This window comes from Xanthomonas arboricola (genome assembly GCF_002940665.1).
Taxonomy (GTDB): Bacteria; Pseudomonadota; Gammaproteobacteria; order Xanthomonadales; family Xanthomonadaceae; genus Xanthomonas; species Xanthomonas arboricola_B.
In genome coordinates, this window is record NZ_MIGY01000001.1 from 1,113,038 (window position 1) to 1,139,230 (window position 26,193).

General features: G+C 65.6%; 25 protein-coding genes. 13 read left to right on the plus strand and 12 right to left on the minus strand.

Translation table 11 applies throughout. The features are described 5' to 3' along the window. Window positions 1-8: 8 nt before the first annotated feature. Both XarjCFBP7645_RS04790 and XarjCFBP7645_RS04795 read right to left on the minus strand, forming a co-directional pair. Window positions 9-785 (minus strand): LytR/AlgR family response regulator transcription factor, encoded by a 777-nt coding sequence (locus XarjCFBP7645_RS04790; protein WP_104536412.1) that lies wholly within the window; start codon window positions 783-785, stop codon window positions 9-11. Further along, on the minus strand, window positions 782-2,077 hold the full coding sequence (locus XarjCFBP7645_RS04795; protein WP_181126173.1) for a sensor histidine kinase: 1,296 nt from the start codon (window positions 2,075-2,077) through the stop codon (window positions 782-784). The genes XarjCFBP7645_RS04790 and XarjCFBP7645_RS04795 overlap by 4 nt, the downstream gene beginning before the upstream one ends. Window positions 2,078-2,383: 306 nt before the next feature. Here XarjCFBP7645_RS04795 and XarjCFBP7645_RS04800 point away from each other — a divergent pair, with 306 nt between their 5' ends. Further along, window positions 2,384-3,598, plus strand: a complete 1,215-nt coding sequence (locus XarjCFBP7645_RS04800; protein WP_104536414.1) for an FAD-dependent oxidoreductase — start codon at window positions 2,384-2,386, stop codon at window positions 3,596-3,598. A 23-nt stretch (window positions 3,599-3,621) separates the two neighbouring features. Here the strand turns inward: XarjCFBP7645_RS04800 and XarjCFBP7645_RS04805 are convergent, their stop codons facing one another. Further along, window positions 3,622-3,816 (minus strand): hypothetical protein, encoded by a 195-nt coding sequence (locus XarjCFBP7645_RS04805; protein WP_104536415.1) that lies wholly within the window; start codon window positions 3,814-3,816, stop codon window positions 3,622-3,624. A gap of 538 nt (window positions 3,817-4,354) precedes the next feature. On the opposite strand from XarjCFBP7645_RS04805, the gene XarjCFBP7645_RS04810 reads away from it, so the two are divergent. Both XarjCFBP7645_RS04810 and XarjCFBP7645_RS04815 read left to right on the plus strand, forming a co-directional pair. Beyond that, entirely contained in the window at window positions 4,355-4,861 is a 507-nt protein-coding gene (locus XarjCFBP7645_RS04810; protein WP_104536416.1) for a ferritin-like domain-containing protein, read from the plus strand. Window positions 4,862-4,994: 133 nt separating this feature from the next. Then, window positions 4,995-5,894 (plus strand): manganese catalase family protein, encoded by a 900-nt coding sequence (locus tag XarjCFBP7645_RS04815; protein ID WP_104536750.1) that lies wholly within the window; start codon window positions 4,995-4,997, stop codon window positions 5,892-5,894. Between the two features lie 260 nt (window positions 5,895-6,154). Here the strand turns inward: XarjCFBP7645_RS04815 and XarjCFBP7645_RS04820 are convergent, their stop codons facing one another. After that, window positions 6,155-6,727: a hypothetical protein gene (locus tag XarjCFBP7645_RS04820; RefSeq protein WP_104536751.1), complete on the minus strand. Its 573-nt coding sequence runs from the start codon at window positions 6,725-6,727 to the stop codon at window positions 6,155-6,157. A gap of 263 nt (window positions 6,728-6,990) precedes the next feature. Then, complete coding sequence (locus XarjCFBP7645_RS04825) at window positions 6,991-10,545, minus strand: CheR family methyltransferase (RefSeq protein WP_181126174.1); 3,555 nt, start codon at window positions 10,543-10,545, stop codon at window positions 6,991-6,993. A gap of 207 nt (window positions 10,546-10,752) precedes the next feature. On the opposite strand from XarjCFBP7645_RS04825, the gene XarjCFBP7645_RS04830 reads away from it, so the two are divergent. Further along, a complete protein-coding gene (locus tag XarjCFBP7645_RS04830; protein WP_104536417.1) occupies window positions 10,753-11,136 on the plus strand; it encodes a hypothetical protein in 384 nt (127 codons plus the stop codon). Here XarjCFBP7645_RS04830 and XarjCFBP7645_RS04835 read toward each other — a convergent pair. The 3 genes from XarjCFBP7645_RS04835 to XarjCFBP7645_RS04845 form a co-directional block, all read right to left on the minus strand. Then, window positions 11,130-11,357: a hypothetical protein gene (locus tag XarjCFBP7645_RS04835; RefSeq protein ID WP_181126175.1), complete on the minus strand. Its 228-nt coding sequence runs from the start codon at window positions 11,355-11,357 to the stop codon at window positions 11,130-11,132. The two genes, XarjCFBP7645_RS04830 and XarjCFBP7645_RS04835, sit on opposite strands and share 7 nt — an antisense overlap. After that, window positions 11,357-12,637 carry a sigma-54-dependent transcriptional regulator gene (locus tag XarjCFBP7645_RS04840; protein ID WP_181126176.1) on the minus strand — a complete coding sequence of 427 codons (1,281 nt, stop codon included), beginning with the start codon at window positions 12,635-12,637 and terminating at the stop codon, window positions 11,357-11,359. The genes XarjCFBP7645_RS04835 and XarjCFBP7645_RS04840 overlap by 1 nt, the downstream gene beginning before the upstream one ends. 558 nt (window positions 12,638-13,195) lie before the next feature. Continuing rightward, window positions 13,196-13,381, minus strand: a complete 186-nt coding sequence (locus tag XarjCFBP7645_RS04845; protein ID WP_104536419.1) for a hypothetical protein — start codon at window positions 13,379-13,381, stop codon at window positions 13,196-13,198. 213 nt (window positions 13,382-13,594) lie between these two features. Here XarjCFBP7645_RS04845 and XarjCFBP7645_RS04850 point away from each other — a divergent pair, with 213 nt between their 5' ends. Continuing rightward, window positions 13,595-14,461, plus strand: coding sequence for an SDR family oxidoreductase (locus tag XarjCFBP7645_RS04850; protein ID WP_104536420.1), 867 nt, complete (start codon window positions 13,595-13,597; stop codon window positions 14,459-14,461). 466 nt (window positions 14,462-14,927) lie between these two features. Here XarjCFBP7645_RS04850 and XarjCFBP7645_RS04855 read toward each other — a convergent pair whose 3' ends face one another. After that, entirely contained in the window at window positions 14,928-15,572 is a 645-nt protein-coding gene (locus XarjCFBP7645_RS04855) for a DUF4142 domain-containing protein (protein WP_104536421.1), read from the minus strand. 260 nt (window positions 15,573-15,832) lie between these two features. Here XarjCFBP7645_RS04855 and XarjCFBP7645_RS04860 point away from each other — a divergent pair, with 260 nt between their 5' ends. Further along, a complete protein-coding gene (locus XarjCFBP7645_RS04860; protein WP_104536422.1) occupies window positions 15,833-17,014 on the plus strand; it encodes a zinc-dependent alcohol dehydrogenase in 1,182 nt (393 codons plus the stop codon). A 75-nt stretch (window positions 17,015-17,089) separates the two neighbouring features. On the opposite strand, the gene XarjCFBP7645_RS21620 is transcribed toward XarjCFBP7645_RS04860, so the two are convergent. Then, window positions 17,090-17,257, minus strand: coding sequence for a hypothetical protein (locus XarjCFBP7645_RS21620; RefSeq protein ID WP_181126177.1), 168 nt, complete (start codon window positions 17,255-17,257; stop codon window positions 17,090-17,092). Between the two features lie 305 nt (window positions 17,258-17,562). On the opposite strand from XarjCFBP7645_RS21620, the gene XarjCFBP7645_RS04865 reads away from it, so the two are divergent. Beyond that, window positions 17,563-17,895, plus strand: a complete 333-nt coding sequence (locus tag XarjCFBP7645_RS04865; RefSeq protein ID WP_104536423.1) for a YkgJ family cysteine cluster protein — start codon at window positions 17,563-17,565, stop codon at window positions 17,893-17,895. 10 nt (window positions 17,896-17,905) lie between these two features. After that, on the plus strand, window positions 17,906-18,169 hold the full coding sequence (locus XarjCFBP7645_RS04870) for a hypothetical protein (RefSeq protein WP_104536424.1): 264 nt from the start codon (window positions 17,906-17,908) through the stop codon (window positions 18,167-18,169). A gap of 181 nt (window positions 18,170-18,350) precedes the next feature. Here XarjCFBP7645_RS04870 and XarjCFBP7645_RS04875 read toward each other — a convergent pair whose 3' ends face one another. Together XarjCFBP7645_RS04875 and XarjCFBP7645_RS04880 are read right to left on the minus strand one after the other, a co-directional pair. Further along, complete coding sequence (locus tag XarjCFBP7645_RS04875; RefSeq protein ID WP_024938481.1) at window positions 18,351-18,563, minus strand: hypothetical protein; 213 nt, start codon at window positions 18,561-18,563, stop codon at window positions 18,351-18,353. A 265-nt stretch (window positions 18,564-18,828) separates the two neighbouring features. Further along, window positions 18,829-19,740, minus strand: coding sequence for a LysR family transcriptional regulator (locus XarjCFBP7645_RS04880; RefSeq protein ID WP_104536425.1), 912 nt, complete (start codon window positions 19,738-19,740; stop codon window positions 18,829-18,831). Window positions 19,741-19,843: 103 nt separating this feature from the next. Between XarjCFBP7645_RS04880 and XarjCFBP7645_RS04885 the strand changes: the two genes are divergently transcribed. The 5 genes from XarjCFBP7645_RS04885 (at window position 19,844) to XarjCFBP7645_RS04905 (ending at window position 26,083) form a co-directional block, all read left to right on the plus strand. Then, on the plus strand, window positions 19,844-21,049 hold the full coding sequence (locus tag XarjCFBP7645_RS04885; protein WP_219842084.1) for an MFS transporter: 1,206 nt from the start codon (window positions 19,844-19,846) through the stop codon (window positions 21,047-21,049). 283 nt (window positions 21,050-21,332) lie between these two features. Continuing rightward, window positions 21,333-22,082: a DUF3348 domain-containing protein gene (locus tag XarjCFBP7645_RS04890; RefSeq protein ID WP_181126178.1), complete on the plus strand. Its 750-nt coding sequence runs from the start codon at window positions 21,333-21,335 to the stop codon at window positions 22,080-22,082. A 10-nt stretch (window positions 22,083-22,092) separates the two neighbouring features. Then, entirely contained in the window at window positions 22,093-24,765 is a 2,673-nt protein-coding gene (locus tag XarjCFBP7645_RS04895; RefSeq protein ID WP_104536428.1) for a DUF802 domain-containing protein, read from the plus strand. Next, window positions 24,762-25,436: an OmpA family protein gene (locus tag XarjCFBP7645_RS04900; RefSeq protein ID WP_104536429.1), complete on the plus strand. Its 675-nt coding sequence runs from the start codon at window positions 24,762-24,764 to the stop codon at window positions 25,434-25,436. Before XarjCFBP7645_RS04895 ends, XarjCFBP7645_RS04900 begins: the two co-directional genes overlap by 4 nt. Then, complete coding sequence (locus XarjCFBP7645_RS04905; protein ID WP_104536430.1) at window positions 25,433-26,083, plus strand: DUF2894 domain-containing protein; 651 nt, start codon at window positions 25,433-25,435, stop codon at window positions 26,081-26,083. The genes XarjCFBP7645_RS04900 and XarjCFBP7645_RS04905 overlap by 4 nt, the downstream gene beginning before the upstream one ends. Window positions 26,084-26,193: the final 110 nt, after the last annotated feature.

The following is a 26,193-nucleotide window of genomic DNA, read 5'->3' on the forward strand; positions in this document are numbered from 1 at the left end:
CGGGGGACTTACATGCCGCGGAACAGGCTCATGAAGGGCTGGCTGACGGTGAGCGTTTCGCTGCGCCCGCGCAGTGCCAGCCGGCCCTTGCCGGTGTCCTCGCGCACCACCGAGGCAACCGCCTTCATGTTGACGATGGTGGAGCGGTGGATCTGCTTGAACACCTGCGGATCCAGCACGTCGAGCAATTCGCGCAGCGGCGTGCGCACGATCGCCTCGCCGGCGGCGGTCATCACCGTGGTGTATTTCTGGTCGGCCTGGAAATACGCCACCTCGTCCAGCGCGATCAGGCGCGTCTCGCGGCCGCTGCTGGCGGTGAGCCAGGCCAACGGCGGCGCGGCGCTGGCGGCAGCAGGGCGTGCGGACAGGCGCTGCAGCAAGGCCTCCAGCAGCTGAGCATCCGGCTGGCCGGAGGTGGCGCGCTGTTGCACGCGCTGCCAGGTGGCCTGCAGGCGCTCGCGGCTGATCGGCTTGAGCAGATAGTCCACCGCGCCGTGTTCGAACGCATCGATGGCGTACTGATCGTAGGCAGTGACGAACACCACCTGGGTACGCGGGCTGACCTCGCGCAGGGCACGCGCCACCTCGATACCGGTGAGCCCGGGCATGCGGATATCCAGAAACACCACATCGGGCTGTTGCGCGGCGATGGTCTCCAACGCGCCGGCGCCGTCTTCGCATTCGCCCACGATCTGCAGTTGCGGGCACACCTGCGCGAGTAGGGTCAGCAGCGATTGCCGCAGCAGCGCCTCGTCTTCGGCGATCACCGCACGCAACGCGCTCATGCCTGCACCTGCGCGGCATGGGTGTGCGCGTCGGGCAGCGGCGGCGGCATGCGTGTGGCCAGCACCTGTGCCGGCAGCGGCAGACTGATCGTGGCTGCCACACCGCTGGGGAAATTGGACACGATGGCAAAGCTGGCTTGGCCGGCATAGATCAGCTGCAAGCGCTCGCGCAGGTTCTTCAGGCCGATGCCGGTGCCTTGGGTGTGGGTGCCGAAGCCCTGGCCATCGTCGGCCACGGTCAGCGTGGCGTGGTCGTCGACGCGACGCGCCAGGATCCATATCGTGCCGCCGCCGGGCTTGGGTTCCAGCCCGTGCTTGATCGCGTTCTCCACCAGGGTCTGCAACATCATCGAGGGCAGTTGCAGTGCGCGCAGCTCGTACGGCACTTCCACCTGCAGGGCCAGCCGCGTGCCCATGCGGATGCGCAGGATTTCCAGATAGGCCTGGGTGCGTTCGAGTTCTTCGCCCAGGGTGGAGATGGCCCCGTCGGCGCTGGGCAGCGAGCTACGCAGGTACTGGATCAGGTGCCCGATCATGATCTCCGCGCGCGGCGGGTCGGTGCGTGCCAGCACCTGTGCGCTGGCCAGCGTGTTGTAGAGAAAGTGCGGCTCGACCTGGGCATGCAGCAGGTTCAGGCGGGCCACGGCCAATTCCTTTTCCATCACCGATTGCTCGGCCGCGGCCTGCTCGTCGCGACGCTGCTCGCCGACCCGGCGCACCACCGCGCGGTTGATCGCCTCGGCATTCTCGAAATTGCTGCCTTCGTCCACCGCGAACAGGTCCACCCAGGCGCTGGCGTCGGGCTCGCACAACACGGTGACGCTGCTGGTGCCCTGCCCTGGCGCGATCGTCACCAGCACCTGGTTGCGCTTGATCGCAAAACGCGCGAACAGGTTCCAGCGCGAAGGTTGACGTCCTTCATACGGGTCGATGCGGCGCACCTTGGCGCGGATCAGCAGGCTGCCGGGCGCGCATTCGATGTCCTGCACGCGCGGCAGCGCGCGCACCGCCTCTTCGACCACGGCGAAGCTGGCCTGCACCTCCAGCGGCACCTCGATCTGGCGGCGCTGGCGGGTCGACAGGGTGTCGTGATCCAGCCGCCCGGCGATCAGGCGCACCCGTCGCACATGGGTGATCGCACTCATCAAGGCCAGCGTCAGCAGCACCACGCAGATCAGCACGAAGAACGCGCCGGTGGAGCCGAACAGCTGCGCCCACATGATCCCGGCCACCACCAATGCCGCAGCCCAGGCGAACACGATACGTACGATCAGGAAGACGCTGGCAGACACGGGTGGGAGCTCGTTGGATCGGGACGCGGCGAGCATAGCCGGCAAGCGATCGGACGAAAGCCCCGGGCGACGAATGGCTGCCAGCGCGGCCCCAATTGCCCGGATCGCGGTGCGAAACCCGGCCTGGTCGGCCGTGGCAGGTGCAGATGCGCGCGGTATGCTCGGCGTCGGTGACCTTGCGGCATCTGTCGCTGGCGCGCAGCGCGGGGCCTGGCCTGTACGGATCCTGCGCGCCGCGCGCCGCGCGTGGCCGATAGCGCAGCCGCCGTTACCCCGATCACCTTGTCCACCTCGCTCAGGAGTCGCATGCACCGTCGTCATTTCCTGCACAGCGCCGGTCTTGCGCTCGCGGCCGCTTCGACCGGGAGCTGGGCCGCCACCGGCAAGCCTGCCGCTGCGCCGTCTTCGCCACTGCCCGCCGCGCCACTGGGCGCCTTGTCCGACCAGTTCGCCGCAGCGCCGACGCTGGCGCCGATCCGTGCGGCGGTCGATCGCATCATCGCGATCAACGGCTGCACCCGTCCGTTCCGTGCGCAGGGGCCACGGATCGAGGCCGAGCGCATCGGTCGCAAGACGGTGGTGCACAACTACGGACACGGCGGCAGCGGGTGGTCGTTGTCGTGGGGCGCGGCCGAGCACGCACTGCGGCTGGTGCGTGCCGCCGATGCGGATGCGCGCGAGCTGGCGGTGATCGGCTGCGGCGCGATCGGGCTGACCACCGCGCTGGTGGCGCAACGTGCGGGCCTGCGCGTGCGCATCTATGCGCGCGAGCGCCTGCCGGACGTGCGCTCGTTCTACGCCACCGGCGTGTGGTCGCCGGATTCGCGCGTGTGCACCAGCGAACACGCTACCGCGGATTTCAGGACCCGCTGGGAAGAGATGGCGCGCATCGCGTTTCGCCGCTACCAGACCCTGCTGGGCCTGCCGGGCGATCCGATCGAGTGGCGCGATGGGTATGCGTTGTCGGATGTGCCGTTCGATCAACCGAGCGCATCGGCCGAAGCGCACGAGCCGGACTACCCGCCGCTGGAGCGCGAACTGCTCGATGATCTCGGCCCGCGCTCGCAACCGGTCGCGCCCGGCGGCCATCCGTTTCCGGTACCGTTCGTGCGTCGCTACAGCCAGCTGACCTTCAACCTCAGTGCGTATGCGCGGCTGTTGATGGACGACTATCTCCAGGGCGGCGGCGAGCTGTATACGCGCAGCTTCGAGCATCCGCGCCAGTTCGACCAGTTGCGCGAAAAGATCCTGGTCAATGCCACCGGCTATGGTGCGCGGGCATTGCTTGGCGACCACAGCGTCATCCCGGTGCGCGGGCAGACAGCGCGCCTGATTCCGCAGCCGGAGGTGACCTACGGGTTGGTCTGGCGCGGCCACAATCTCAATGTTGTGCCACGCCGCGATGGTTTGCTGGTGCAGTCGCAAGGTGCCAACGATTTCAACAACCCCGATGCCACGCCGGATCACGCAGCGTCCGCAGCAGCGATCCGCGAACTGGCACGGTTGTTTCCTTCAGCCTGAGTCAGTTTGCCCGCGCGCTGCGATCAGGACTCGCCAAGCGAGGCCTGCAGCGCGCGGGCCAGTGCGGCATCGCCGCTGACGAGCTCGTCCCACCGCAACACCACGCCTTTGCGTCGGCCTTTCTCGACCAGCTTCAGACCCCGCGGGTCGACGATCAAGGTATAGGCCTGTTCGCCGATCTGCAGCTCGCGGCGTAGCGGTTTGTCCAACGGCGTCATGGCGATTCCCCGGGCAAGGACGAGCCTTCAGTTGTAGCGCATCTGTCTGCAACGACGTGCATGCCCCGTCGTGCATGCCGCACATTGCCGGTGTAATCGCTGAGCCAGCATCGACATCCGCGCAGCTGGGATCAACGTCAGCACACGCGCTTGGGTAGTGCGGGATGCGCGGCCGTGGACATGCGCACTGCACGTACGCGCCTCGGCAAGCCAGCATCGGCCTGGGTCAATGCAATGCGACGGCCACGGTTGGGCACTACCGCATCGATCGCCCGCCAATCGCCAGCGCGCAGCTTGCGGCACAGGTCGTCATCGCATCGGGATCACCGCATCCACCGATTGCGCTAACACGCCGACGACTAGCTTAGCGACACGCCACACAGCCTGAGCGAGCACGACAACAACGCTGCCTTGCGGCATCGCCTGACCAAGCGATGCCATGCCGGGGTGATGACGCAGCTGGCTCGCAATCGAAGGCAAAGACGCACACACAGTGCATCGCACTGTTTTAACCACTCATCCATCCAAGGAGCCGCCCATGGCGATCAAGACAATTGAAGAGCTTTTCGTCCACGAACTGTCGGACATCTACAGTGCAGAAAAGCAGTTGACCAAATCGCTGCCGCGTCTGGCACGTGCGGCGACCGAACCCAAGCTGGTAGAAGCGTTCAAGCTGCATCTGGAAGAAACCCAAGGCCAGATCGAACGCATCGACCAGATCGTCGAACTGCTCGGCATCAAGCTCAAGCGCATCAAGTGTGCCGCGATGGAGGGTCTGGTCGAGGAAAGCCGCGAGGTGATCGACGAGATCGAAGAAGGCCCCGTGCGCGATGCGGCGCTGATCGGCGGCGCACAGAAGGTGGAGCATTACGAGATCGCCTCGTACGGCACCATCGCTGCGATTGCAAAGCAGCTGGGCTATACCGATGCGGTCAGCTTGCTGCTTTCGACCCTGGAAGAAGAAAAAGCTACCGATGAAAAGCTGACGTTGCTCGCCGAGCAGGGCGGCAATCAGAAAGCAGCCAAGGCCAGCAAAGCGGCCTGACACATCGCGCAGGCGGCGCTGCCGCCTGCGTTCGCCCGCATCGCGCGGGCAACCTCCACCGTAGCCAGCCTCAGGGCTCTGCCCGCATGCCGCGTTGCAGTTGTCGCCGGGCGCCAGCCAGGAAGTACGATCCATGTTTATGCATAACAAGCGTCTGATGTACACCGTGCGCGTTGCCGAACCCAATCCGGATCTGGCCACGTTGATGCTCGAGCAGTTCGGCGGACCGCAGGGCGAACTTGCTGCAGCAATGCAGTATTTTACGCAGGCATTGGGCGAAGACGATCCGGGCCGCAAGGATCTGCTGTTCGATATCGCCACCGAAGAACTGAGCCACCTGGAAATCATCGGCTCCATCATCGCCATGCTCAACAAAGGCCCGAAGGCCGTGTTATCCGAAGGCATGGAAGAGGCCATGGAGATGCGCTCCATGACCCAGAACAGCACCAGCCACACCCAGCAGATCCTATACGGTAGTGGCCCGGCACTGGTCAATTCCAGCGGGGTGCCGTGGACCTCGGCCTATGTTGATTCGATCGGTTGCCCAACTTCGGATATGCGCTCCAACATCGCTGCCGAAGCACGTGCCAAGTTGGTCTACGAGCGTCTGATCACCGTCACCGACGACCCGGGCATCGTGGATGCGCTGCGCTTCTTGATGACGCGCGAAGTGGCGCATCAGAAGTCGTTCGAGAAGGCGCTGTACTCAATCGAGCCGAACTTCCCGCCTGGCAAGCTGCCGGGGGACCCGCGCTTTACCGATATCTACTACAACATGTCGCAGGGCGAAGGCGACACGGTCGGCCCTTGGAATACCGGCGAGCAGTGGGACGTGGTTGCGGACCGTGCGCTGCAGTCCGCGGTCGATGGCGGCGATGGTTCGGCCACGGTTGCGCTGGATGCGACCCAGACCGAAGCATTGGATGCCATGTCGCTACGCCTGCTGTCCAATCCGGAACTGGATCGGGTCACCGGCGCAGACCTGGGCGCAGGCCCGGGCGCCGGCTCCACCACCGGCGACATCCAACGCTGATCTTCATCGACAGCGGTTGCTGGCACTGGCCCGGGTCGTTCGCGACCGGGGCTTTTTTATGCGCAACATGATGTGGACAGCAGGCGACAGACAGGTTGTCTCGCGGATGACCATCGCAGCGATGGCGGCGCCCGACCTGCAAAGACCACGCAGTACAGGTGGCTGGATACACGATGCCTGCGCGCGTGCGACGTATTACCGAACGCCCGAAAACACGCCGGGCCGACAGGCCTGCTGTTGCCACAGCGTGCCGACGCGCCTCACATCGGTGCGGCGTGCTTGGGGCGCGCTTCGCTGGCCCACTCGGGCCGCACGCCTGCTGCGGTGGTGCAACGCTCCAGCCGCCATGGCATGAGACGACACATCGCCTCCTCGCCGCTGGTCTTCAGCCATTGCGTGGCATCGCCTTGGATGCATAACGGACGCTGGGTCGGCAGGCTGGTCGACGACGCGACCAATAGCGAAAACCCCATCTGCAGGCGGCCGCCGATATCCATGACATTGCGCAGACCCGCCGCGTACGACGCGCCACCGTCCTGACTCAACCAGGTTGCCGAGGTGGCGCCGTCTGCCGATGCACTGCAGGCAAATCCACACAGCGGGATCAGGCAGCGTTGGGTTTCCCAGATGGCCAGGTCGACGCGCCCCAGCCACTCCGGCTCCTGCGTCGTGATCGAACGCTGCTGCCCCGGAGCACGTCGGCCGAAGGTTGCGCGCTCCTCGCGTTTGCCGCCACGGTCGGCAACCAGAATGTCGGCATCGGCACCGACACCGATTTCGACCCAGGCATTGCTGGCAACGCGACCCGGCAACTGAAGAATGCGCGCAATCATGTTCACTCCGCCGTACATCTTGATGACAGCAGGAGTTACGCATAATACGCGCCAAGTTTTTGGCTCTTGCGCAGCGGCGCACTGCAACGCTCTTGCATGAGGGCAGTGGCATCAACGGCGCTACGAGGTACCAATCCGTCGCAACATCTGCACGCACGCGCAGGATTTTCCGTGAAGGGCGCATCCGGATGCCCGGCATGTCGCACATCGACACAGCAGCGCCTGCCTGAGTGCGCACAGACTGCAGGTGAGCGTGCAGTGCGCTACTGGTCGTACAGCGAGGTCAACGGCAACTGGATCTCGCATTCCAGACGTGTATCGCTGAGCTCGTAACGCGTCTGTGCGCCGTGGCTGTACGGCAAGGCTTTTTCGATCAGGCGGCGGCCGAAACCGCCCGCCTGGTCGCGATCGTTGCGTCGTTGCCGGCTGGCGCCTTCTTCGATCCACGACAGTACCAGATGCGCCGAGGCATCGTTGTTGGACACCACGTCCCAGCGAACCGACAAGGTACCGGTCTCTACCGCCAGTGCCCCATGCTTGAGCGCATTGGTGGCCAGTTCGTGCAAGGCCAGCGCCAACGTCTGCACAGTGGACTTGCGCAGCGCCACATCCGGGCCATCCACCACGATGCGCTGTTGATCGGGCTCGGCGCCGAGTGCATCCAGCTCCATGCGCAGCAGTGCGCCGATGGTGGTGGGCACGTTGTCCGACTGCGACAACAGCCCTTGCACACGCGACAATGCAGAGAGCCGGTCATCGAACCTGCCGGCGAATTCCGGCATGCTGTGGCTGGTCTGGACGGTCTGCTTGGCGACCGACTGCACCACGGTGATCAGATTGCGGGTGCGGTGCTGCAATTCGCTGACCAGCACGCGCTGCTCGTCCTGCAGACGGCGCAGATTGTCCGATTCGGTCGAGGTTCCCAGCCACTCCAGCACCTGGCCGCGCTCGTCCAGCACCGGCGCGCTGCGCGTATGGAACCAGCGGTAGCGGTCCTCGGCTGCATTGAACAGGCGGTGCTCCACATCCAGCCCGCCGGTGCGCACGCTGTCGTGCCAGGCATTCAAGGTCAGTTCGCGCTCGTCCGGATGCACCGCCTGCAGCCAGCCCAGCTCCAGGCTCTGGCCATCGCGTTGCCCGGTATACCTGGACCATTGCGGGCTGGACCAGGTCCAGCGGCCGCCGTCGAGCGAGCGCCACACCAATTGGGGGATGCCTTCCATCAAGGTGCGCAGGCGCTGCTCGCTGCTGCGCAACGCGCGCTCGGCGCGCGTCAGCGGGGTGACATCCATGAAGGTCAACACCGCCCCGCCGATGAAGTTGTTGACCGTGCGGTACGGCAGCACGCGCACCATGTAGCGCGCGCGGGTAGCGGGGTTTTCCACTTCGCGGTCCAGTACCGCCAGCGTACGGATCACCCGACGTAAATCGTCCTGCAGCTCGTCGTAGCTCACGTGCAGCTTGATGTTGCTGATCGGCCGGTGGATATCGCTTTCCACCAACGGCAGGATATCGGTGACGGCGGGGGTGAAGTTGGTGACGCACAAGTCGTTATCCAGAAACACGGTGGCGATCTGGGTGCTTTCCAGCAGGTTCTTCAGATCGCTGTTGGCATGCGCAAGTTCCTGCACGCGGTGGGCCAGCTCGCCGTTGACCGTGGTGACTTCCTCGTTGACCGACTGCAGTTCTTCCTTGGAGGTTTCCAGTTCCTCGTTGGCGCTCTGCAGTTCTTCGTTGAGCGACTGATACTCCTCGTTGGAAGACTTGAGCTCCTCGTTGGTGCTTTCCAGCTCCTCGATCATCGACTGCAGCCGCTCGCGCGTCATGCGCAGCTCGTTCTCCAATGCCCGCACGTGCGCGTTGTCGGACACCCTATCTTTCGGCGGTGCCAGCTCGGCCAGTTCGCGCGCTTCCACTTCCTGGAACAACACCACATAGCCGCGCGGCACCTCCGAATCCGAAGTCGGCTCCACGAACAGATCCACTGCCAAGGTCGCCGCATCCTCGTGCATCTGGATGCCCTTGGCCTGCACCGGCGCCATGTCCGCTTCGGCACGGCTGAGCGCGCTGCGCAACTCCAGCCGCAGGTCGCGGTGAACGAGGTTGAGCAGGTTGAGACTGGGCGCACCGCCGCCGGGACGGATGAAACGCCCGGCCTGCGAAGAGAAGTGCAGCACATCGAAATGTTCGTCCAGCACCGCATAGGCCGGTGCATAGCGATCGGCGATGCGCTCGCCGGCACGCACCAGTGCATTGCTGGCACTGCGCTGCTGGCGGGTGGCCGCCGGCGCATGGCCGTCGGGTCCGAGCGAAGACGACGGGAAGGTCGCATGCATGCGGCTGTCGGCATCGATCTTCTGGAACACGCGGAAGCTGCGCTCCACCGGTGCGAACAACTTGGCATGCCGCGAGACGTTCTCGGCGTTGCCCAGGAACAGATAGCCGCCCGGCTTGAGTGCGAAGTGAAACACCGGGATCACCCGATTCTGCAGCTCGGCATCCAGGTAGATCAGCAGATTGCGGCACGACACCAGATCCAGCCGCGAGAACGGCGGGTCCTTGACGATGCTGTGCTGCGAGAACACGCACAGCTCGCGCAGCTGCTTGCTCACCACATAGGTATCGCCTTCCTTGACGAACCAGCGCTGCAGGCGCTCCGGTCCCACATCGGCAACGATGCTGGACGCATAACGCCCTACCCGTGCGATGGCCAGGGCCCGCCCGTCGATGTCACTGGCAAAGATCTGGATGCGCGGTGCCACGTCCAGCGTCTGCGCATGCTCGCGCAACAGCATCGCCAGCGAATACGCCTCTTCGCCAGTGGAACAGCCCAGTACCCACACCCGCAGGTGGTCGCCTGGCTGCTTGCCCTGGAACAGGCGCGGAATCACCTGCTGCTCCAGAAACTCGAACTCGCGACGGTCGCGGAAGAACTGGGTCACGCCGATCAGCAGATCGTTGAACAGCAGCAGCGGCTCGTCGAAGCGGCCGCGCAGCTGCTCCAGATACTGTTCCAGCGTGTCCACCTGGACTACCTGCATGCGTCGCTGTACGCGGCGCAGAAACGTGGCGCGCTTGTACCCGTGGAAATCGTGGCCGGTGGCGTTGCGCAGGATGCTGGCGACCTGGCCGAGCTGGTCGTTTTCGCTGCCCTTGCGCACACCTACCGGCGCCGGATGACCGAAGCGGTGGTAGCGCCGCATATGCGCGGCGATGCGTGCGGCCACGCGCGGCAGCGGCAGGATGTCGTCGCTGATGGCGGCCGGGTTGCCGGCACTGCGCAGATCCATGCCGTGCAACGACGGGTCGTCTACCGCCAGTGCCAGACCGCCGCATTCCTTGATGGCGGCGGTGCCCAGGGTGCCGTCGCCATCGAAGCGGCCCATGATCAGGCCGACCACGTTGCCGTCCTGGTCGTGCGCCATCGAAACGAAGAAGCTGTCGATCAGGCCGTGATCGCGGGCTTGCTCCAACGGACGCAGCCGCAGCTGGCCTTCTTCCAGGGTCACCAGCGTCTGGCTGGGCGGCAGGTAAATGCGTCCGGGATGCAGCGTATCGCCATCCTCCGGTGCCAGCAGCAGGCTGGATTGCGGCCCGAGCAACTCGCGCAGGCGCGGCTCGTCCAGCAAATGGCGATCGCGCAGCAACAGCATGACCACCAGATTGGGCGCGCCGGCGACCGCGTCCAAAAGTTCGGCCAGGCGCGTGGCATCCAGGCCGTCGGCACCGACACCGAGAATGAACAACGGCGGTGGCGCCACGGCGTCGTGGGCAGGGGTCGCTGCCGTGTCGTCGCAGGAGGTGTCGTCGTCGGTCATTGCAGCCATCGCATCAACGGCGCCGGGCGTGAGGCGCAATCGTCAATGATGGCGCAAACCTGCCTCTACTGCTACGCGGCGTCTGCGTGATACAGCTGCCTTGCGCGGACCGGTTCTGGAAGCGCCTGCTTACGCGCGGCGTTAACCGACGCAGCGCGCACTATGGCTTGCGCGTCGCCAGACAGCGCTACCGCTCTAGGAGTCCCCATGCTGGACAACCCACTCAACGGCCGTCGCATCCTCGTGGTGGAGGACGACTATCTGCTGGCCGAATCGCTCAACGATCTGTTGGTGGAGGCCGGCGTCTGTGTGCTCGGGCCGGTGGGCAACGTGCCGGAGGCGCTGTCGCTGGTGACCTCCGGCCAGAGCATCGACGGTGCATTGCTCGACGTCAATGTGCGCGGCCAACCGGTGTTTCCGGTCGCCGATGCGCTGCTGGAACGCGGCGTGCCGTTCTCGTTCTGCTCGGGCTACGACCGCTACACGCTACCGCCGCGGTTTGCGCACCTGTCCTACTGCATGAAGCCGTACAACCCGCGCATGATCACCGCGCTGCTGAGCAACCAGGCCCAGCCTGCCGAGCACTACTGATCGGTGCTATCGGTTGACACCGCATCGTCCTGGCGCAGGGCGCGCTCGTCTTCGCCGAGTTGATTGAGCAACTCCACGGCCGACTGATGGGTGGTGCGCAAGGTGTCCATGGGTTTGGAGGTTTCATTGCGCAAGGCGTACAACGCAAAGCCCATCACGTTGAGACGATTGCGCAACTGATGCAGCAGCTCGCGCCGCCGCCCCTGGGATGCATCGCTCATTACGCGTCCTTGTCACTGAGCCGGTTGTGCAAGGTGCGTACGCTGATCCCCAACTCGCGCGCCGCCGCCTTCTTGTTGAAACGCGTGCGCGCCAATGCCGCTTCGATCATGGCGTCCTCGGCCTGGCGCATGGTCCACCCTGCCGGAATCAGCAAGCCGTCTTCGTCGGCCTGCGGCACGGTGTGCACCACCTCCGGCGCGCTCAACAGATCGCCGTCCGAGCGCAGGTACAGATAGCGGATGAACGAGCGCAGTTCGCGCACGTTGCCCGGCCAGGTGTGGTACGCCAGATAGCGCAACAACGATTTGGTCGGCAGCTTGCGGGTGCCGTACTTGACGTTGAGCTCATCGATCACGCGTAAACCCAGCAGACGCGCATCGCCACGACGCTCGCGCAGCGGCGGTACCTGGATCGGGTACTCGTTGAGCCGGTAGAACAGATCCTCGCGCAGCACGCCGTGCTCACGCTGCACACGCTGATGCGTTGCCGCAATCACGCGCGCATCCAACGGAATTTCCTCGCTGCCACCCACGCGCATGAAGCTGCGCGACTCGATCGCGCGCAGCAGATAGACCTGCAGCCGGGGCGGCATCTCGCCGATTTCATCCAGGAACAGCGTGCCGTCGGCCGCCTGCTCCAGAAATCCGGCATACCGGCGATCGGCACCGGTGAAGCTGCCGCGCTCGTGGCCGAACAACTGACTGGCCAGCAGCTCTTCGGGAATGGCACCGCAGTTGACCGGCACAAAACGACCATGCCGGCCGGAGACCCGGTGGATCGCGCGCGCAACCAGGTCCTTGCCGGTGCCGGTTTCGCCGGTCACCAGCACATTCAGATCGGTCGGTGCCACGCGGACGATGTCCTTGCGCAACAGTACGATGCTGTCGCTGTTGCCGCTGATGCCCAGATTGCCTTGCTGGGCCTCACGAAGGCCGCCGAGCACGCGTTCCAGTCGTTCGGGCGCGAACGGCTTGGTGAGGAATTCGCTGACGCCGAACTGCTGCGCGCGGCCCTGGGTTTCATAGGCGTAATCGCCCGACACCACAACGATCTGCGGCGTGTGATCCGGGTCGAGCCGTTCGATGAGATCGAAGCCACTGCCGTCGGGCAGGCCAACGTCCACCACCAACAGGTCGGGGAAGTTGCTGTCCAGCCAATGGCTGGCTTCGCCAAGGGTATAGATCCCCTTGGCACGGAAGCCGCTATCGGTGGCTAACTCAACCACCTGATCGCAGAACTCCACGTCGTCGTCGATGATGGCGCAGGAAAGACGGTCCATGAGCGCTTCTGTCCGCAATGGCTAGTACATGTTCAGTTGAGAATTGTGACGGCGACGCGAAAAACGCGCCCACACATCACCACGAGATGGCATATCGCGTTCACCGCTATGCGGCCGTATGGTGCTCGCTCCCCCAAGTCGAGCTCGCCGTAAAATTCTGGCAGAAGTACGCATCTCGGCGTTGGTTTCCGCCAGTGCCAAGCGTCATGGTCGGGGCCGGTAAGCGCTTCAAGTGTGACCACATGCCAAGAAGTGCAGGGTATGTGAGGGACGGTGGGCAGCCCGGGCATGGGGTGCCGTCGGACTGCGCTGGACGTATCAGCTCACTTCCGATAGGAAGCGACAGCTTGGCCGCCCACTTGAGGTGACTTCGGTCAACCGCTTGACGCGTTGCGCAAGCCCAGCTGAAAGGCCACCGAATGCGTGGTGCCCACCCCCACACGCCAGCCATGAAACACATGTGCGTGGCGTTGGCCGGCCATCACCGTGGCAGCAAGGCGGGGTCTGTATGTGCTAGGCGCGCATCGCGAATGCCGCAATTGCAGCGCCAAACGCGACTCAGCGCTTCTCGGAGCCGTCTGGCCGTTCGTAATCGTGTTCGGGATCGGCCTTGTTCACATTGCTGTCCTCGTCAGGCATGTCGTGGGCTTTCCGCCCCGCCTCCTCGTTGCGCCGCTCCTGCGGCGTAAACGGCTTTTGCTGATCGTCGTCCGGGCCCCATGGCTTTTTCGGTTCGCTGCCCATTAGTCGTTCTCCTGCCTGTGGTCATGACCCACGCTAGGCCGGCATGCATTGCAGAGCAGTGAACGAAGCTGTGCGATGGCGTGAAGCACCCCTCGAATGCGCACGCAGCGCGTCGTCAACACACGCGCTGCCGACATCACCTAGCCCGCACGTTGACGTTTGCGGACGCACACTGCCACTCATTGTGATGCGTCACACCGTCAGGAGAGCAACATGCCCGTACCCAACTACCCACGCCCGCCGTTCAAACCGCAGCAGCAGAGCTTTCCGGGGCGTACCGAAAAAATGGATCCGCGCCCGGACCACGGCGAAGACAGTTACGTCGGCCATGGGCAGCTTGCCGGCAAACGTGCGTTGATCACCGGTGGAGACAGCGGCATCGGCGCGGCGGTGGCGATCGCGTACGCCCGCGAGGGCGCCGACGTGGCGATTGCCTATCTCCCCGAGGAGCAGGAAGACGCCGCCAGGATCGGCGCATTGATCGAAAAGGCAGGCGTCAAGGCATTGCTGGTGGGCTGCGATATCAGCGACCCTGCCCAGGCTGCAGCATTGATCGAAGAGGTCGACCGCAACTTCGGCGGCCTGGATATCCTGGTCAACAATGCCGCCTATCAGAAGTATTTTCAGCGCTTCGAAGACATCACCCTGGACGAATGGCGCAAGACGTTCGATACCAACGTGCACGCCGTGTTCCACCTGGTGCAGTTGTCGGTGCCGCTGATGAGCGACGGCGGCTCCATCATCAATACTGCCTCGGTGCAATCCAAGAAACCGACGCCGAACATCCTGCCGTATGCCGCCACCAAGGGCGCGCTGGCCAATCTGACGATCGGCCTGGCAGGCGTGTTGGCCGACAGGCACATCCGCGTCAACGCGGTGCTGCCAGGCCCGATCTGGACGCCGTTCATTCCTGCCGGCATGGATGAGGAGTCGGTGGAAAACTTCGGCGGTCAGACGCCGATGGGGCGCCCCGGGCAGCCGGTGGAACTGGCATCGGCGTATGTGATGCTGGCAGCCGACAATGCCAGCTACACCTCGGGCACGTTGCTGACCATTGCCGGCGGCGCGGCCACGCTGTAACGCCACCCTACGCTGCGCTTGTGCGCAAAACCCGCCTCGATCCAGCGCCGTGCCGATGTGCAAACCGGATGCGTGCTGGTCGATGGCAACTGTATCCGCAGCGTCGGCCAGAACAGCCTGCGCGAAGAGATTGCGGTGGTCCCGCAGGAGACCGCATCGCATCGGTAACGCAGAAAGGCCGCGTGGTCGAAGACGGCACCTGGCACAGCTACGTGGACTCACGTGGTGTATCTGAAGGCCTGTGGCAGCGCCAGGCTGCCCGATTCGAATCGCTTACACCTGGCGCGCTGTGGCAACCGCCTGGCGATAGGATTGCCTGGCATCAGTCGATGCAGACGATGCGCGGCATACAGCACGTAGAGCGCACACGCCAATCATACCCATGACGGCAACAGGCAGCCGAAGCTGCCTGTCTGTCTGCTCGCACCACACCTCATCCAGCGTTCAATTGGCAGATTTCTGCCGATCAATGCGACTTGGTCGACTTGGCACGCAGGGACTTGGCATGCTCCAAATGCTGGGCGATGGTTTCGTGGGCACGCTGCAATTCCTTGCCCAGATCGGTCGATCCCGGCTCGCTGGCCAGCTGTGCGTCCAGCAGCGCCAGCGCCTGCTCGTGGCTGGTTATGCTGGCCTGCAGGTACTGGGTTTCGAATTCCTTCCCGTTCAGGCCTTCCAGACGCTTGCGGGTGCCGTCAGCGCGGGTGGATGCAGCCCGCGCCAGGGTGCCGCTACGGTCCGGCGCAAAACGGCTGAGATCGGTCAGGGCCGCACTGTGCGCCTCGTCCATCTTGCGGGCAAACTGTAGCGTCTCGCCCTCAAGTTCCTTCACGACCGCCAGTTGTGCAAGCGTGCGCTCCTGCTCGTTGAACACGGCCAAGGCACCAAGTGCCTGCTTGCGATCGCCGGAGATTGCCGCAACGTTACCGAGCGGATCGCCATGCGGTGGCGTGCTGCCCGCATTTCCCGGCGCGCTCAGTGTCTGCTGCTGAATGTCGCGGTCGTTGCTCTTCGGGCTGGCTGCCTCACCGGCGTCGCTCTGACGACGCTGCCACGCCCGGTAAGCCACGTAGCCCACCGCACCGGCGGTTACCATCTTCAAAATTCCCATTGCTGTCTCCTGGTTGATCGCATCACGCACGATCGTTGATTGTCGGGTCGCATGGTCGCCATAGGCATGACCTGCGAGCGATTCAGCGCGTCATCCGAGAGTGCGAGTGCGTTGGTTATCCAGACGTGACACGCGCATCAACGCCGCGTCGCCAATCGAACGCGTCCACACGGTGCGCACGTGCCGTGCTGATCGATTTAACGGCGCTCCACCAACACTACGCAGCGTTGCCGCGTACCGACGGCTTTCCGGAGACACCTATGCTTGCCCTCAACTACCACGGCTCACGCGATGTCCGGGTCGAAACCGTGTCGGACCCGATCCTGGTCGAACGCGACGATCTCATCCTGCGCGTGACGGCCACTGCCATCTGCGGCTCGGATCTGCATCTGTACCGCGGCAAGATTCCCGATCTGCGGCACGGCGATATTCTCGGCCATGAGTTCATGGGCATTGTCGAAGACGTCGGCCCCGACGTGACTGCGGTCAAGCCGGGCGACCGTGTCGTGATCCCGTTCGTGGTGGCCTGCGGGCGCTGCTTCCATTGCATGCTGCAGGAGTTCTCCGCCTGCGAGACGACCAATACCGGCAAGGGTGCAGCCCTCAATCACAAGGACATGCGACCGCCGGCGGCGCTGTTCGGCTTCAGTCATCTATACGGCGGTTTGTCCGGCGGTCAGGCCGAATACGTGCGCGTACCCGAATACGTGCGCGTACCCAAGGCCAATGTCGGGCCGTTGGTGGTTCCTGACGCACTGCACGACGAGCAGGTGCTGTTCCTGTCCGACATTCTCCCGACCGGCTATCAGGCCGTCATCGATGCCGGAGTCAAGCAGGGCTCGACAGTGGCGATCTTCGGTGCCGGCCCAGTAGGCCTGATGGCGGCGGCATGCTGTCGCATGCTGGGCGCCGAGCGCATCTTCATGGTCGACCGGCACGCGTATCGGCTGGACTTCGCTTCCAGGGCCTACGGCGTCATTCCGATCAACTTCGATGAGGTCGACGACCCCGCCGATGTCATCGTGTCGCAAACCGATGGCCGCGGCGTGGACGCCAGCATCGAAGCAGTGGGTTTCGAGGCCGAAGGCAGCACCATCGAAACCGCACTGACCAACTTGAAGCTGGAGGGCAGCAGCGGTGTCGCAATCCGCCAGTGCATTGCGGCAACGCGTCGCTGCGGTGTGGTCAGCGTGCCGGGCGTGTATGCCGGCTTCATCCACGCGTTCATGTTCGGCGATGCCTTCGACAAGGGATTGAGCTTCAAGATGGGACAGACCCATGTGCAGAAGCACATGCCGCATCTGCTGGAATGCATCGGCAATGGCGACCTCAAGCCCAGCGCGATCATCTCGCATCGCATGCCGCTGGCCGATGCGGCGCGCGGCTATGAGCTGTTCGACAAGAAGCAGGACGATTGCCGCAAGGTGGTGTTGACGCCGTAACAGCCGGCAACGCTGCAAATGCAAACGGCGCGGTCGATGACCGCGCCGTTTGCGTTGCTGGCTCGTATGGCCTGGTCAGTCCAGCGGCTTGGCCGGCACGAACGGCGACACCGGATCGCTGGCCGGAAAGGTTTCTTCCAGCGCACCGTCCTGCAAGGCGTCCTGCTTTTCCTTCTCGCTGCGTTGGTCGGCGTGATCGTCGGCCAGATCGGGCGCGGTTGCGTGTTGATGGGCAGTGTTCATGGGATCTCCTGTCGCGTTGATGCGTACCACCCAACGCTAAGGCGGGCTGCCGACGGCACAGGTGAAAGACGTCTTCGCATCGGCACGACAAAGGCAACCGTTTATGGAAACGTCTAATGCATCCGCACGATGCGGCGAGTTGCGCGCGATGTCGCATACGATCAGTTGACGCACCGCACGGCAACGGCCACCACGCGGTGGTCGGGAGTTCTGCGCGCCGCGATCCAGCCTGTTGCAGCCACGGCGGGGACCGGTTCACACCCCGGCATGCCCAAGGTGTATGGTGCAAGGGCGGCCGGACTCCGGTGTCGCCTTCACTCTATCTGGCCTTCTCCATCAAGAATCTCTGCGAACGCTGCGACGCCGTCTGTTGCCGGCTCACCGTCATGGTCGATCCATCCGACCGCATCCCCAACCACTTGACCAGCGTGACACCGCAAGGTTGGCACGTGATGGCGCGTGACGAGGAAGGCTGGTGCGTGGCCATCGACGCCGCGCGCATGTGTTGTTCGATCTACGACACGCGCCCGGCGATCTGCCGGCGTTTCGTCATGTCCGGGCCGTATTGCCGCGACGTGCGTGCCACCTACGACGACCAACGCCGGCGGGGCATTCCCTTGACGCTGTACAACGCATGAGGATTTCGCCATGAACAACTCCCGCCGTCAGTCGATGACCGTCAGCAATCAGCCGGGCAAGCCGCGTTTGTCCGAGCAGCGTCTGGCTGCCGATCTGGAGGCGTTCCAGCAATCCGGCGGCGCGATCGAGCGTCTGGGCGACACCCCGCTGCGTCGCGACAAGAAGCGCGGCGAGCCCGAGGCCGCCCCTGCCAAGGCAGTCAAACCTGCCGCCAAGACAACCGACGCGTCCGAAGCAGAGACAGCGACACCCGCAACGACCGACGTCGAATAAGCCGCGCATCGCAGTGGCAGCACGCCTGCGGTGTGGCTGTCGCGACTGAAGTTGGTTGATCGGTTGCGCGCTGCGTGCAGACACCGCCGCCGGCTAAAAGCACGGCGCCGGCCATCATCACCTTCGACAATGGCGGCGCACGGTGCGTAGACCGCGTTGCCAGTCATCAGGCAGTGGTGAGTTACAGCAGCTGCGCGTGCTTGGTCGCGCCAAGTCCCTGCGCCAGGGAAGCCATTTCGTTGGCCAGTGTGATCAGGTCGCCGCCGGCTTGCGCGGCGAGGGTCATGATGCGTTGATACGCGTCCCAGAAGTCCGGCCCACTGCCATAGGCATCGTGGAACCCTTGCAACTCCAGGACCATGAGATCGGACACCTGCATATCGCAGCGATCCATTGCGGTCACCTCGTTGGGGGAGTCGTCCCCGGACGGCAGACTACACGCGTTCACCTTACAAAACAGGGTCGGCCGTAAGACAGTGCAGTCGTAGCTGAATTGGTCAGAGAGAACGCGCAGACCGGCGTGATGGCGCTGGATCGCGCCCGCTATTGCGTGCTGGCGTGTGCGCCAACCCGAACCTGGCGCTGCATCGCGCCAAGTCGATGCACGCCGTGCGCAACCGCTGCCGCGATCACGCACGGCACCGCGCCAGGCGCCGCACTCACGCCGCATCCTGCAAGCCCTGCTGCAGGCATTCCAGCAACCGGCTCAGCTTGGGCAGCAACTGGCGCGCGCGCATCCACACCAGATGCAGCGGCAGGCCTTCGGTGTCGCACTGCGGCAGTACCGCGACCAGGCTGCCGCGTTGCAGATGCCGATCGATCAGCCAGGTCGGCAGCTGTGCGATGCCCAGCCCGGCCACCACCGCATCCACCTGCGCCTCGGCATTGCCGAACACCACCCGCGCGTCCACCGCACGCTGTTCCACCGGCCCTGCGCCATGCCGCAGCAGCCACGGGCTACTGCTGCCATCGGCCTTGCCATAGAGCACTGCATCGTGCGCCAGCAATGCAGCGATGCTGTCGGGCGTGCCGCGCTGCGCCAGGTACTGCGGAGCGGCGCAGAACACGCGTTTTTCATGGCCCAGATAGCGATGCCCCAGGCTGCCATGCCAGTGATCGGGCCCGCCGATGCGCACCGCGATATCGATGCCTTCTTCGGCCATGTCGACGAAGCGATCGGTAAACGAAATGACCGGTTGCAGGCCGGGATAACGCTGGAAGAACGGCAGCAGCACCGGCAACACCTTGTGCCGGCCAAAGCTCACCGGCAGGTCTAGCCGCAGCCGGCCGGTGGGCGCCTGGCCTTCGGCACGCAGCACGTGTTCGGCCTCCTCCAGCTCGTCGAGCACCTTGACGCAGACCCGGTAGAACGCCGCGCCGGCGTCGGTGAGCGCCAGCCGCCGGGTGGTGCGTGCGAACAGGCGCACGCCCAGGCGCGTCTCCAGGCGCGCAATGGCCTTGCCCACTGCCGAGCTGGTCAGGTTGAGCCGCTCGGCGGCAGCCGTAAAGCTGCCGGCATCGGCAGCGCTGACGAAGATATCGATGCCTTTGACGCGTTCGGATGGATGCATGGCGGCGTATTCAGGAAATGAAGTCCGCAATATACGGAAAATACTCCCGATATACGATCTGATTTCTTTCCTATGATGGCCAGCCCACACTGCGGCGCATGCCATGTCTGCTGTTGGCTCCACCCCCTCCCCCTCCCCCGCTTCCGCCACTGCGGCGCCTGCCGCTGCGCGCAGCGGCTTGGCGATCTTCATCCTGGCGTTTGCCGCGTTCGTGATCGTCACCACCGAGTACCTGATCGTCGGGCTGCTGCCCGGCCTTGCACGCGACATGGACATTTCCATCTCCGCCGCTGGCCAGCTGGTGACGTTGTTCGCCTTCACCGTGATGCTGTTCGGCCCGCCGCTGACCGCGTGGCTGTCGCATCTGGATCGCAAGCGCCTGTTTGTCGTGATCCTGCTGGTGTTTGCGGTCTCCAACGCGGTGGCCGCGCTGGCGCCCAATATCTGGGTGCTGGCCTTTGCCCGCTTCGTGCCGGCGCTGGCGCTGCCGGTGTTCTGGGGAACCGCCAGCGAAACCGCCGGGCAACTGGCCGGGCCGCAGCACGCCGGGCGCGCGGTGTCGCGGGTGTATCTGGGCATTTCGGCGGCGCTGTTGTTCGGCATTCCGCTGGGCACGGTGGCGGCCAACAGCATCGGCTGGCGTGGCGCGTTCTGGATCCTGGCTGCCCTGTCGCTGGCGATGGCCGCGGCGCTGGCGCTCTGGATGCCGACGGTGGCCCGCAGCGAACGGGTGAATCTGCGTCAGCAGGCCGGCATCTTCGGCGAGCGCTTCTTCCTGGCCAATGTGACCTTGTCGGTGGTGGTCTTCACCGCCATGTTCACCGCCTACACCTATCTGGCCGACCTGCTGGAACGCAGCGTGGGCGTGCCGGCGGCGAACGTAGGCTGGTGGCTGATGGGCTTCGGCGCGATCGGCCTGATCGGCAACTGGCTGGGCGGGCGGGTGGTGGATCGCTCGCCGCTGCGTGCCACGGCGGTGTTCCTGCTGCTGCTCGCGCTGGGCATGGCCTTGTGCGTGCCGGTGGCCAAGACCGGCGTGCCGCTCTATCTGACCCTGGCGGTCTGGGGCATCGCCTACACCGCGCTGTTTCCGATCAGCCAGGTGCGGGTGATGAACTCGGTGCCCCACTCGCAGGCGCTGGCCGGCACCACCAATGTGTCGGCGGCCAATGCCGGCATCGGCATCGGCGCCATCATCGGCGGGCTGGTGATTCCGGCCTGGGGGCTGGGCAGCATCGGCTATGTGGCCGCTGCGGTGGCACTGCTGGGTGTGGTGCTGATCCCGTTGGTACATCGCGCCCGAGGTTGAGATATCGCGTAGCGGGCCAGGCACATCTGGCCGGCAGCGTTGGTCGCGCTCGCTGCGCATGACCACAGGAGCGCGCTAGCCAGATACCGCTACGGATGGACGTGCTCTTTGGGCGCTGCGCCCGCTGGATCGCAGCGCTGCACGCTGCAATCGCGCGCACGCCCCCACACCAGGCCGGCTGAATGCCGCCAGGGCCGGCCTGCTTCGCAGGCCCGCAGCTGCCCGTGCAAAGCGCCGAACGGCGCAGCTTCCCGTGTAAAATGCGCGGTCTTTGACCGGAACAATGGCGAAAGCTTCTCCACGGGCGCCCCTGTCGGGCCCGGCGTTCATTCGCCTGCTTGCTCGCCTCACCGATGCCCACGTTGCCCAGTCAAACCATGCGCTCGCCGACCGGCTCAGCCAATGGATCGACTGGACGCGCGCGGTCGCCGTGTCCAAGGCGCTGGATGGCAAGCTGCCGGAGATCGACGCGCTGCCCGAGACGCGCAGACTCGACACCGAGGCTTGCGCCCGCGTGCGCACCGGGCTGGCGACCAGCAGCGTGGTCGAGCTGGAGGCCGTGCTCGCGCGCGCGCGTCGCGATGCGTGCAGCGCCACCGCTGCCGACAGCGACGCAGCGGCAGCGATGCCTGCGCTCGACTATGCCCCGTTCCGCCAGCACTACCTGGCAATGCAACGCGCGATGCGCACCGCCACCGGCGACCTGCGTGGCCGCCTGCGCGACATGCTGGCCCTGGAGTCCGGCGAAATGGCGCGGCTGGCCGAGGTGGATGCGGTGATGGAGCTGACCTTGAGCCCGCGCGAGCAGACCCTGCTGAATCATTTGCCGAACCTGCTCGGCGCGCATTTCGAGCGGCTGCGCGATGCCGCGCAGGCGCAAAACCCGGCATCCGACGGCGAGGCCGCGCCACGCGCGGTTTCCGACGGCTGGCTGGATGTGTTTCGCAAAGACATGCAGAGCGTGTTGCTCGCCGAACTGGATGTCCGTTTTCACCCGATCGAAGGCCTGCTCGCAGCGCTTCGTACCCGCTAACTGGGACCCCATGTTCAGAACTCTCGTCCACCTGTGTGTGTTTGTCGTCGGCCTGTTGGCGGTTTGCTGGGTCGGCATCGGTTATCTGGGCTCCAATCCGCTCGGCGCCTGCGTCGCGGCGGTAATCGGCGCCTGTTATGTGGCCGGCGCGCTGGAGCTGTATCGCTATCGCCAGGCCAGCGCGACGCTGGACGATGCCGTTGCCGCGTTGACCACCGCGCCATCGGCGTTGGGCGAATGGCTGGAGCGCCTGCATCCGAGCCTGCGCAATGCGGTGCGACTGCGCATCAAGGGCGAGCGCGTGGCGTTGCCGGCACCGGTGCTGACGCCGTATCTGGTCGGCCTGCTGGTGCTGCTGGGCATGCTCGGCACCCTGCTCGGCATGATGGCCACGCTCAAGGGCACCGGCGTCGCATTGCAGAGCGCCACCGACCTGCAGGCCATTCGCGGCTCGCTGGCCGCGCCGGTGGAAGGCCTGGCGTTTGCGTTCGGCACCTCGATCGCCGGCGTTGCGACCTCCGCGATGCTGGGACTGTTGTCGGCGCTGTGCCGGCGCGAGCGGCTGCAGGCGGTGCAGCGGCTGGACCTGAAGATCGCCTCCGAGCTGCATCCGCACTCGGACGCGCATCAGCGTGGCGAAGTGTTCAAGTTGCAGCAGCAGCAAAGCGCGCTGATGCCGACGCTGATCGATCGCCTGCAGACGCTGATGCGCAGCATCGAGCAGCAGAGCATCGCCGCCGATGAACGCCTGGCCGCACAGCAGGCCGAGTTCCACGCCAGAAGCGAAGCGGCCTATGCGCGCCTGGCCACGGCGATGGAGCAATCGCTGCAGAGCGGCGTGGCAGAAAGCGCACGCGCGGTGGGCGCGGCCTTGCAGCCGGCGATGGAAGCGACCATGACCAGCATCGCGCGCGACACTGCCGCCCTGCACGAGCGCCTCACCCACGCTGTCCAGCAGCAATTGGACGGCATCACCAGCGGCTTCCAGCACAGCGCCAGCGCCGCGGCCGCGCACTGGAGCAGCGCGCTCGCCGCGCAGGAACGCGCGCAGCAAGCGCTCGATACACGGCTGCAGACCACGCTGGAGCAGATCGCACAGCAGACCACTGCCGTGCAGGACGGTGTCGGCACCGCCGTGCAGCAGCAGTTGCACGCGCTCAACGATGGCTTCCAGCACAGTGCACAGACGGCCGCCGAGCACTGGCAGGCCGTGTTGGCCGCGCAGGAACGTGCGCAGCACGCGTTGACCGAGCAGTTGCAGGCCACGCTCACGCAGATCGATCAGCGCAGCATCGCGGTGCAGGACGGCGTGACCCACGCGGTGCAGCAGCAGTTGACCGCGCTCAATGACGGGTTCGAGCGCAGCAACGTCGCCACGGGCGAGCACTGGGCGGCAGTGCTCGCCGAGCAGCAGCGCGCAGGCGCGGCGTTGAACGCGCAGTTGCAGGCCACGCTTGCACAGCTCGCCCAGCAGAGCAGCGCGCTGCAGGATGGCGTGCACCAGGCCGTGCAGCAGCAACTCGACGGACTGAGCAGCGGCTTCGAAAGCAGCACCGCCGCTGCCGCCGCCACCTGGACCGCGGCGGTGGCCGAACAGCAACGCGCAAACCACGCGCTGACCCAGGACTTGCAGGGCACGCTGACCCAGTTCGCCAGCACCTTCGACGCACGCTCCAGCGCCCTGGTCGATGCGGTGTCCAGGCGCATGGATCAATCCAGCAGCGAGACCGCCAGCGCCTGGAGCGCCGCACTGGCGCAGCAACAGGACGCCAGCGCCGCATTGGCCGCCCAGCACCAGGGCGCACTGGCTGCCGCCACCGCCAGCTTCGACGCGCATGCCGCTGCCCTGGTGGGCACCCTGCAGCAATCGCACGCCGAGCTGCAGGCCGCACTGGAAGCCCGCGACACCCAGCGCCTGGCGCTGTGGAGCGAGCGCTTCAGCGCGATGAGCGCAGACCTGAGCACGCAGTGGGAACGCACCGGCGAGCGCGTCACCCAGCAGCAGCAGGCGATCTGCGACACCCTGGCCAGCACTGCCAGCGAGCTGTCCACGCAGGCGCAGGCACAGGCCAGCGCCACCATCAGCGAAGTGGCGCGCCTGATGCAGGTCGCCTCCGAAGCGCCCAAGGCGGCCGCCGATGTGGTGGCCGAGCTGCGCCAGAACCTGTCCGAGAGCATGGTGCGCGACACCGCCATGCTGGAAGAACGCAGCAGGCTGCTCGCCACCCTGGACACCTTGCTCAACGCGGTCAACCACGCCTCCACCGAACAACGCGCAGCGGTCGATGCGCTGGTCACCACCTCGGCCGACCTGCTGCAACGCGTGGGCACCCAGCTCACCGAGCAGATCGGCAGCGAGACCGGCAAGCTCGGCGCGGTGGCCGCACATGTCAGCGGCAGCGCGGTGGAAGTGGCCAGCCTGGGCGAAGCCTTCGGCGTGGCGGTGCAGCTGTTCAGCGGCTCTACCAGCGAGCTCAACGAGCGCCTGCAGCATGTCGCCAGCGCACTGGATGCCTCGCTGGCCCGCAGCGACGACCAACTGGCGTACTACGTGGCGCAGGCGCGCGAGGTGGTCGACCTCAGCATGCTGTCGCAGAAGCAGATCATCGAAGAACTGCGCCAGCTCGATCGCGGCCGCGGCGATGCCGGTGAGGCCGCTGCCGGCGAGGCCAGCGCGGCATGAGCGACGAGATCGACATCGACGGCGAATCGGGCACACCGATCTGGGCCGCCTTCGGCGACCTGATGTCGGTGCTGCTGGGCGCGTTCGTGCTGATTCTGGTCGGTGTGATCGGTGTGCAGCTGCAGCTGTCCAGCCGCCTGGACGAAGAGGTCAAACAGCGTCAGGCCGAAGCGCAGCGCCGCAAGACGCTGGAGCAGGCACTGGCAGCGCCGCTGGCCGCCGGCCGCGTGACCCTGGTCGACGGGCGCATCGGCATCCGCGGCAATGTGTTGTTCGCCTTCAATTCCGACCAGCTGCAGCCGGAAGGCCGCGAGGTGCTGAAGACGCTGGCCGCGCCGCTGACCGAATACCTGGCGGCACGCGAGGAGATCCTGATGGTCAGCGGCTTCACCGACGACCGCCCGGTGCTGGGCGGCAACCGGCGCTACGCCGACAACTGGGAACTGTCGGCCCAACGCGCACTCACGGTGACGCGTGCATTGATCGCCGACGGCGTGCCGGCCGCATTGGTGTTCGCCGCAGCCTTCGGCTCGCAACAGCCGGTGGATTCCAATGCCGATGAAGCACGCCGCGCCAGGAACCGCCGTGTGGAGATCGCACCGATTGCGCGCCCCTCCACCTCGCGTGCCTCTTCTGCCTCCAATCCGACAGCGGCCGCAGGCACGCGATGAGCACACAGGCGCCATCCGCGCACACGCGTCTGCAGCGCTGGCGCAGCCAGGGGGCCGACCAGCTGGACCCGGTGCGTTTCCATCTGATGGAAACCCTGGCCGCGCGTGCCGGTACGCAGGCCGAGCCAGTGCGCGAGGTGCTGGAAGAAAAGCTGGGCAAGCTGGTCGATGCGTATGCGGCAACGGTGAAGCAAGCCGCACGCCGCCGTGTCGCCAGCGCCGCCACACAGCCGTCGCAACGCAGCGCGCTGGGCGCACTGGCCGAGCGGATGGCAGGCCATGCGGCGTTGATGGAAGTGGACAGCAGAAAGACCGCCAGCGCCGATGCCACGCAGTTCCCCGAGCTGCCGGCGCTGGAGGATTTCCGCCGCACCTGGACCACGGTGCGCACCGCCAGCCAGGTGCGGCAGTCGCTGCAGGATGCCCCCAAGGATGCCGGCCCGCTCAATTCCAGCGTGCTGGTGCATCGCTGCATCAGCCTGATGCGCGAGTGCTCACCGGGCTATCTGCAGCACTTCCTGGGCTATGTCGATGCGCTGTCGTGGCTGGAACAGCTGCACAGCGGTGGCGCGTTGGCCAGCGAGGATGCCGCGCCGGTGGCGCCGGGCAAGAAGCGCAGCAAGCGTCCGTCCACACGGCGCAGCTAGCGCGACCAGTCAGTCGCGCTGCACTGCACACACACGGCCGCTGGCTGAAACTGGTTTGACCCACGCGCTCCGCGAAATGGCGGCCAATCAGCTGTCCGGTCGGCGCTCGC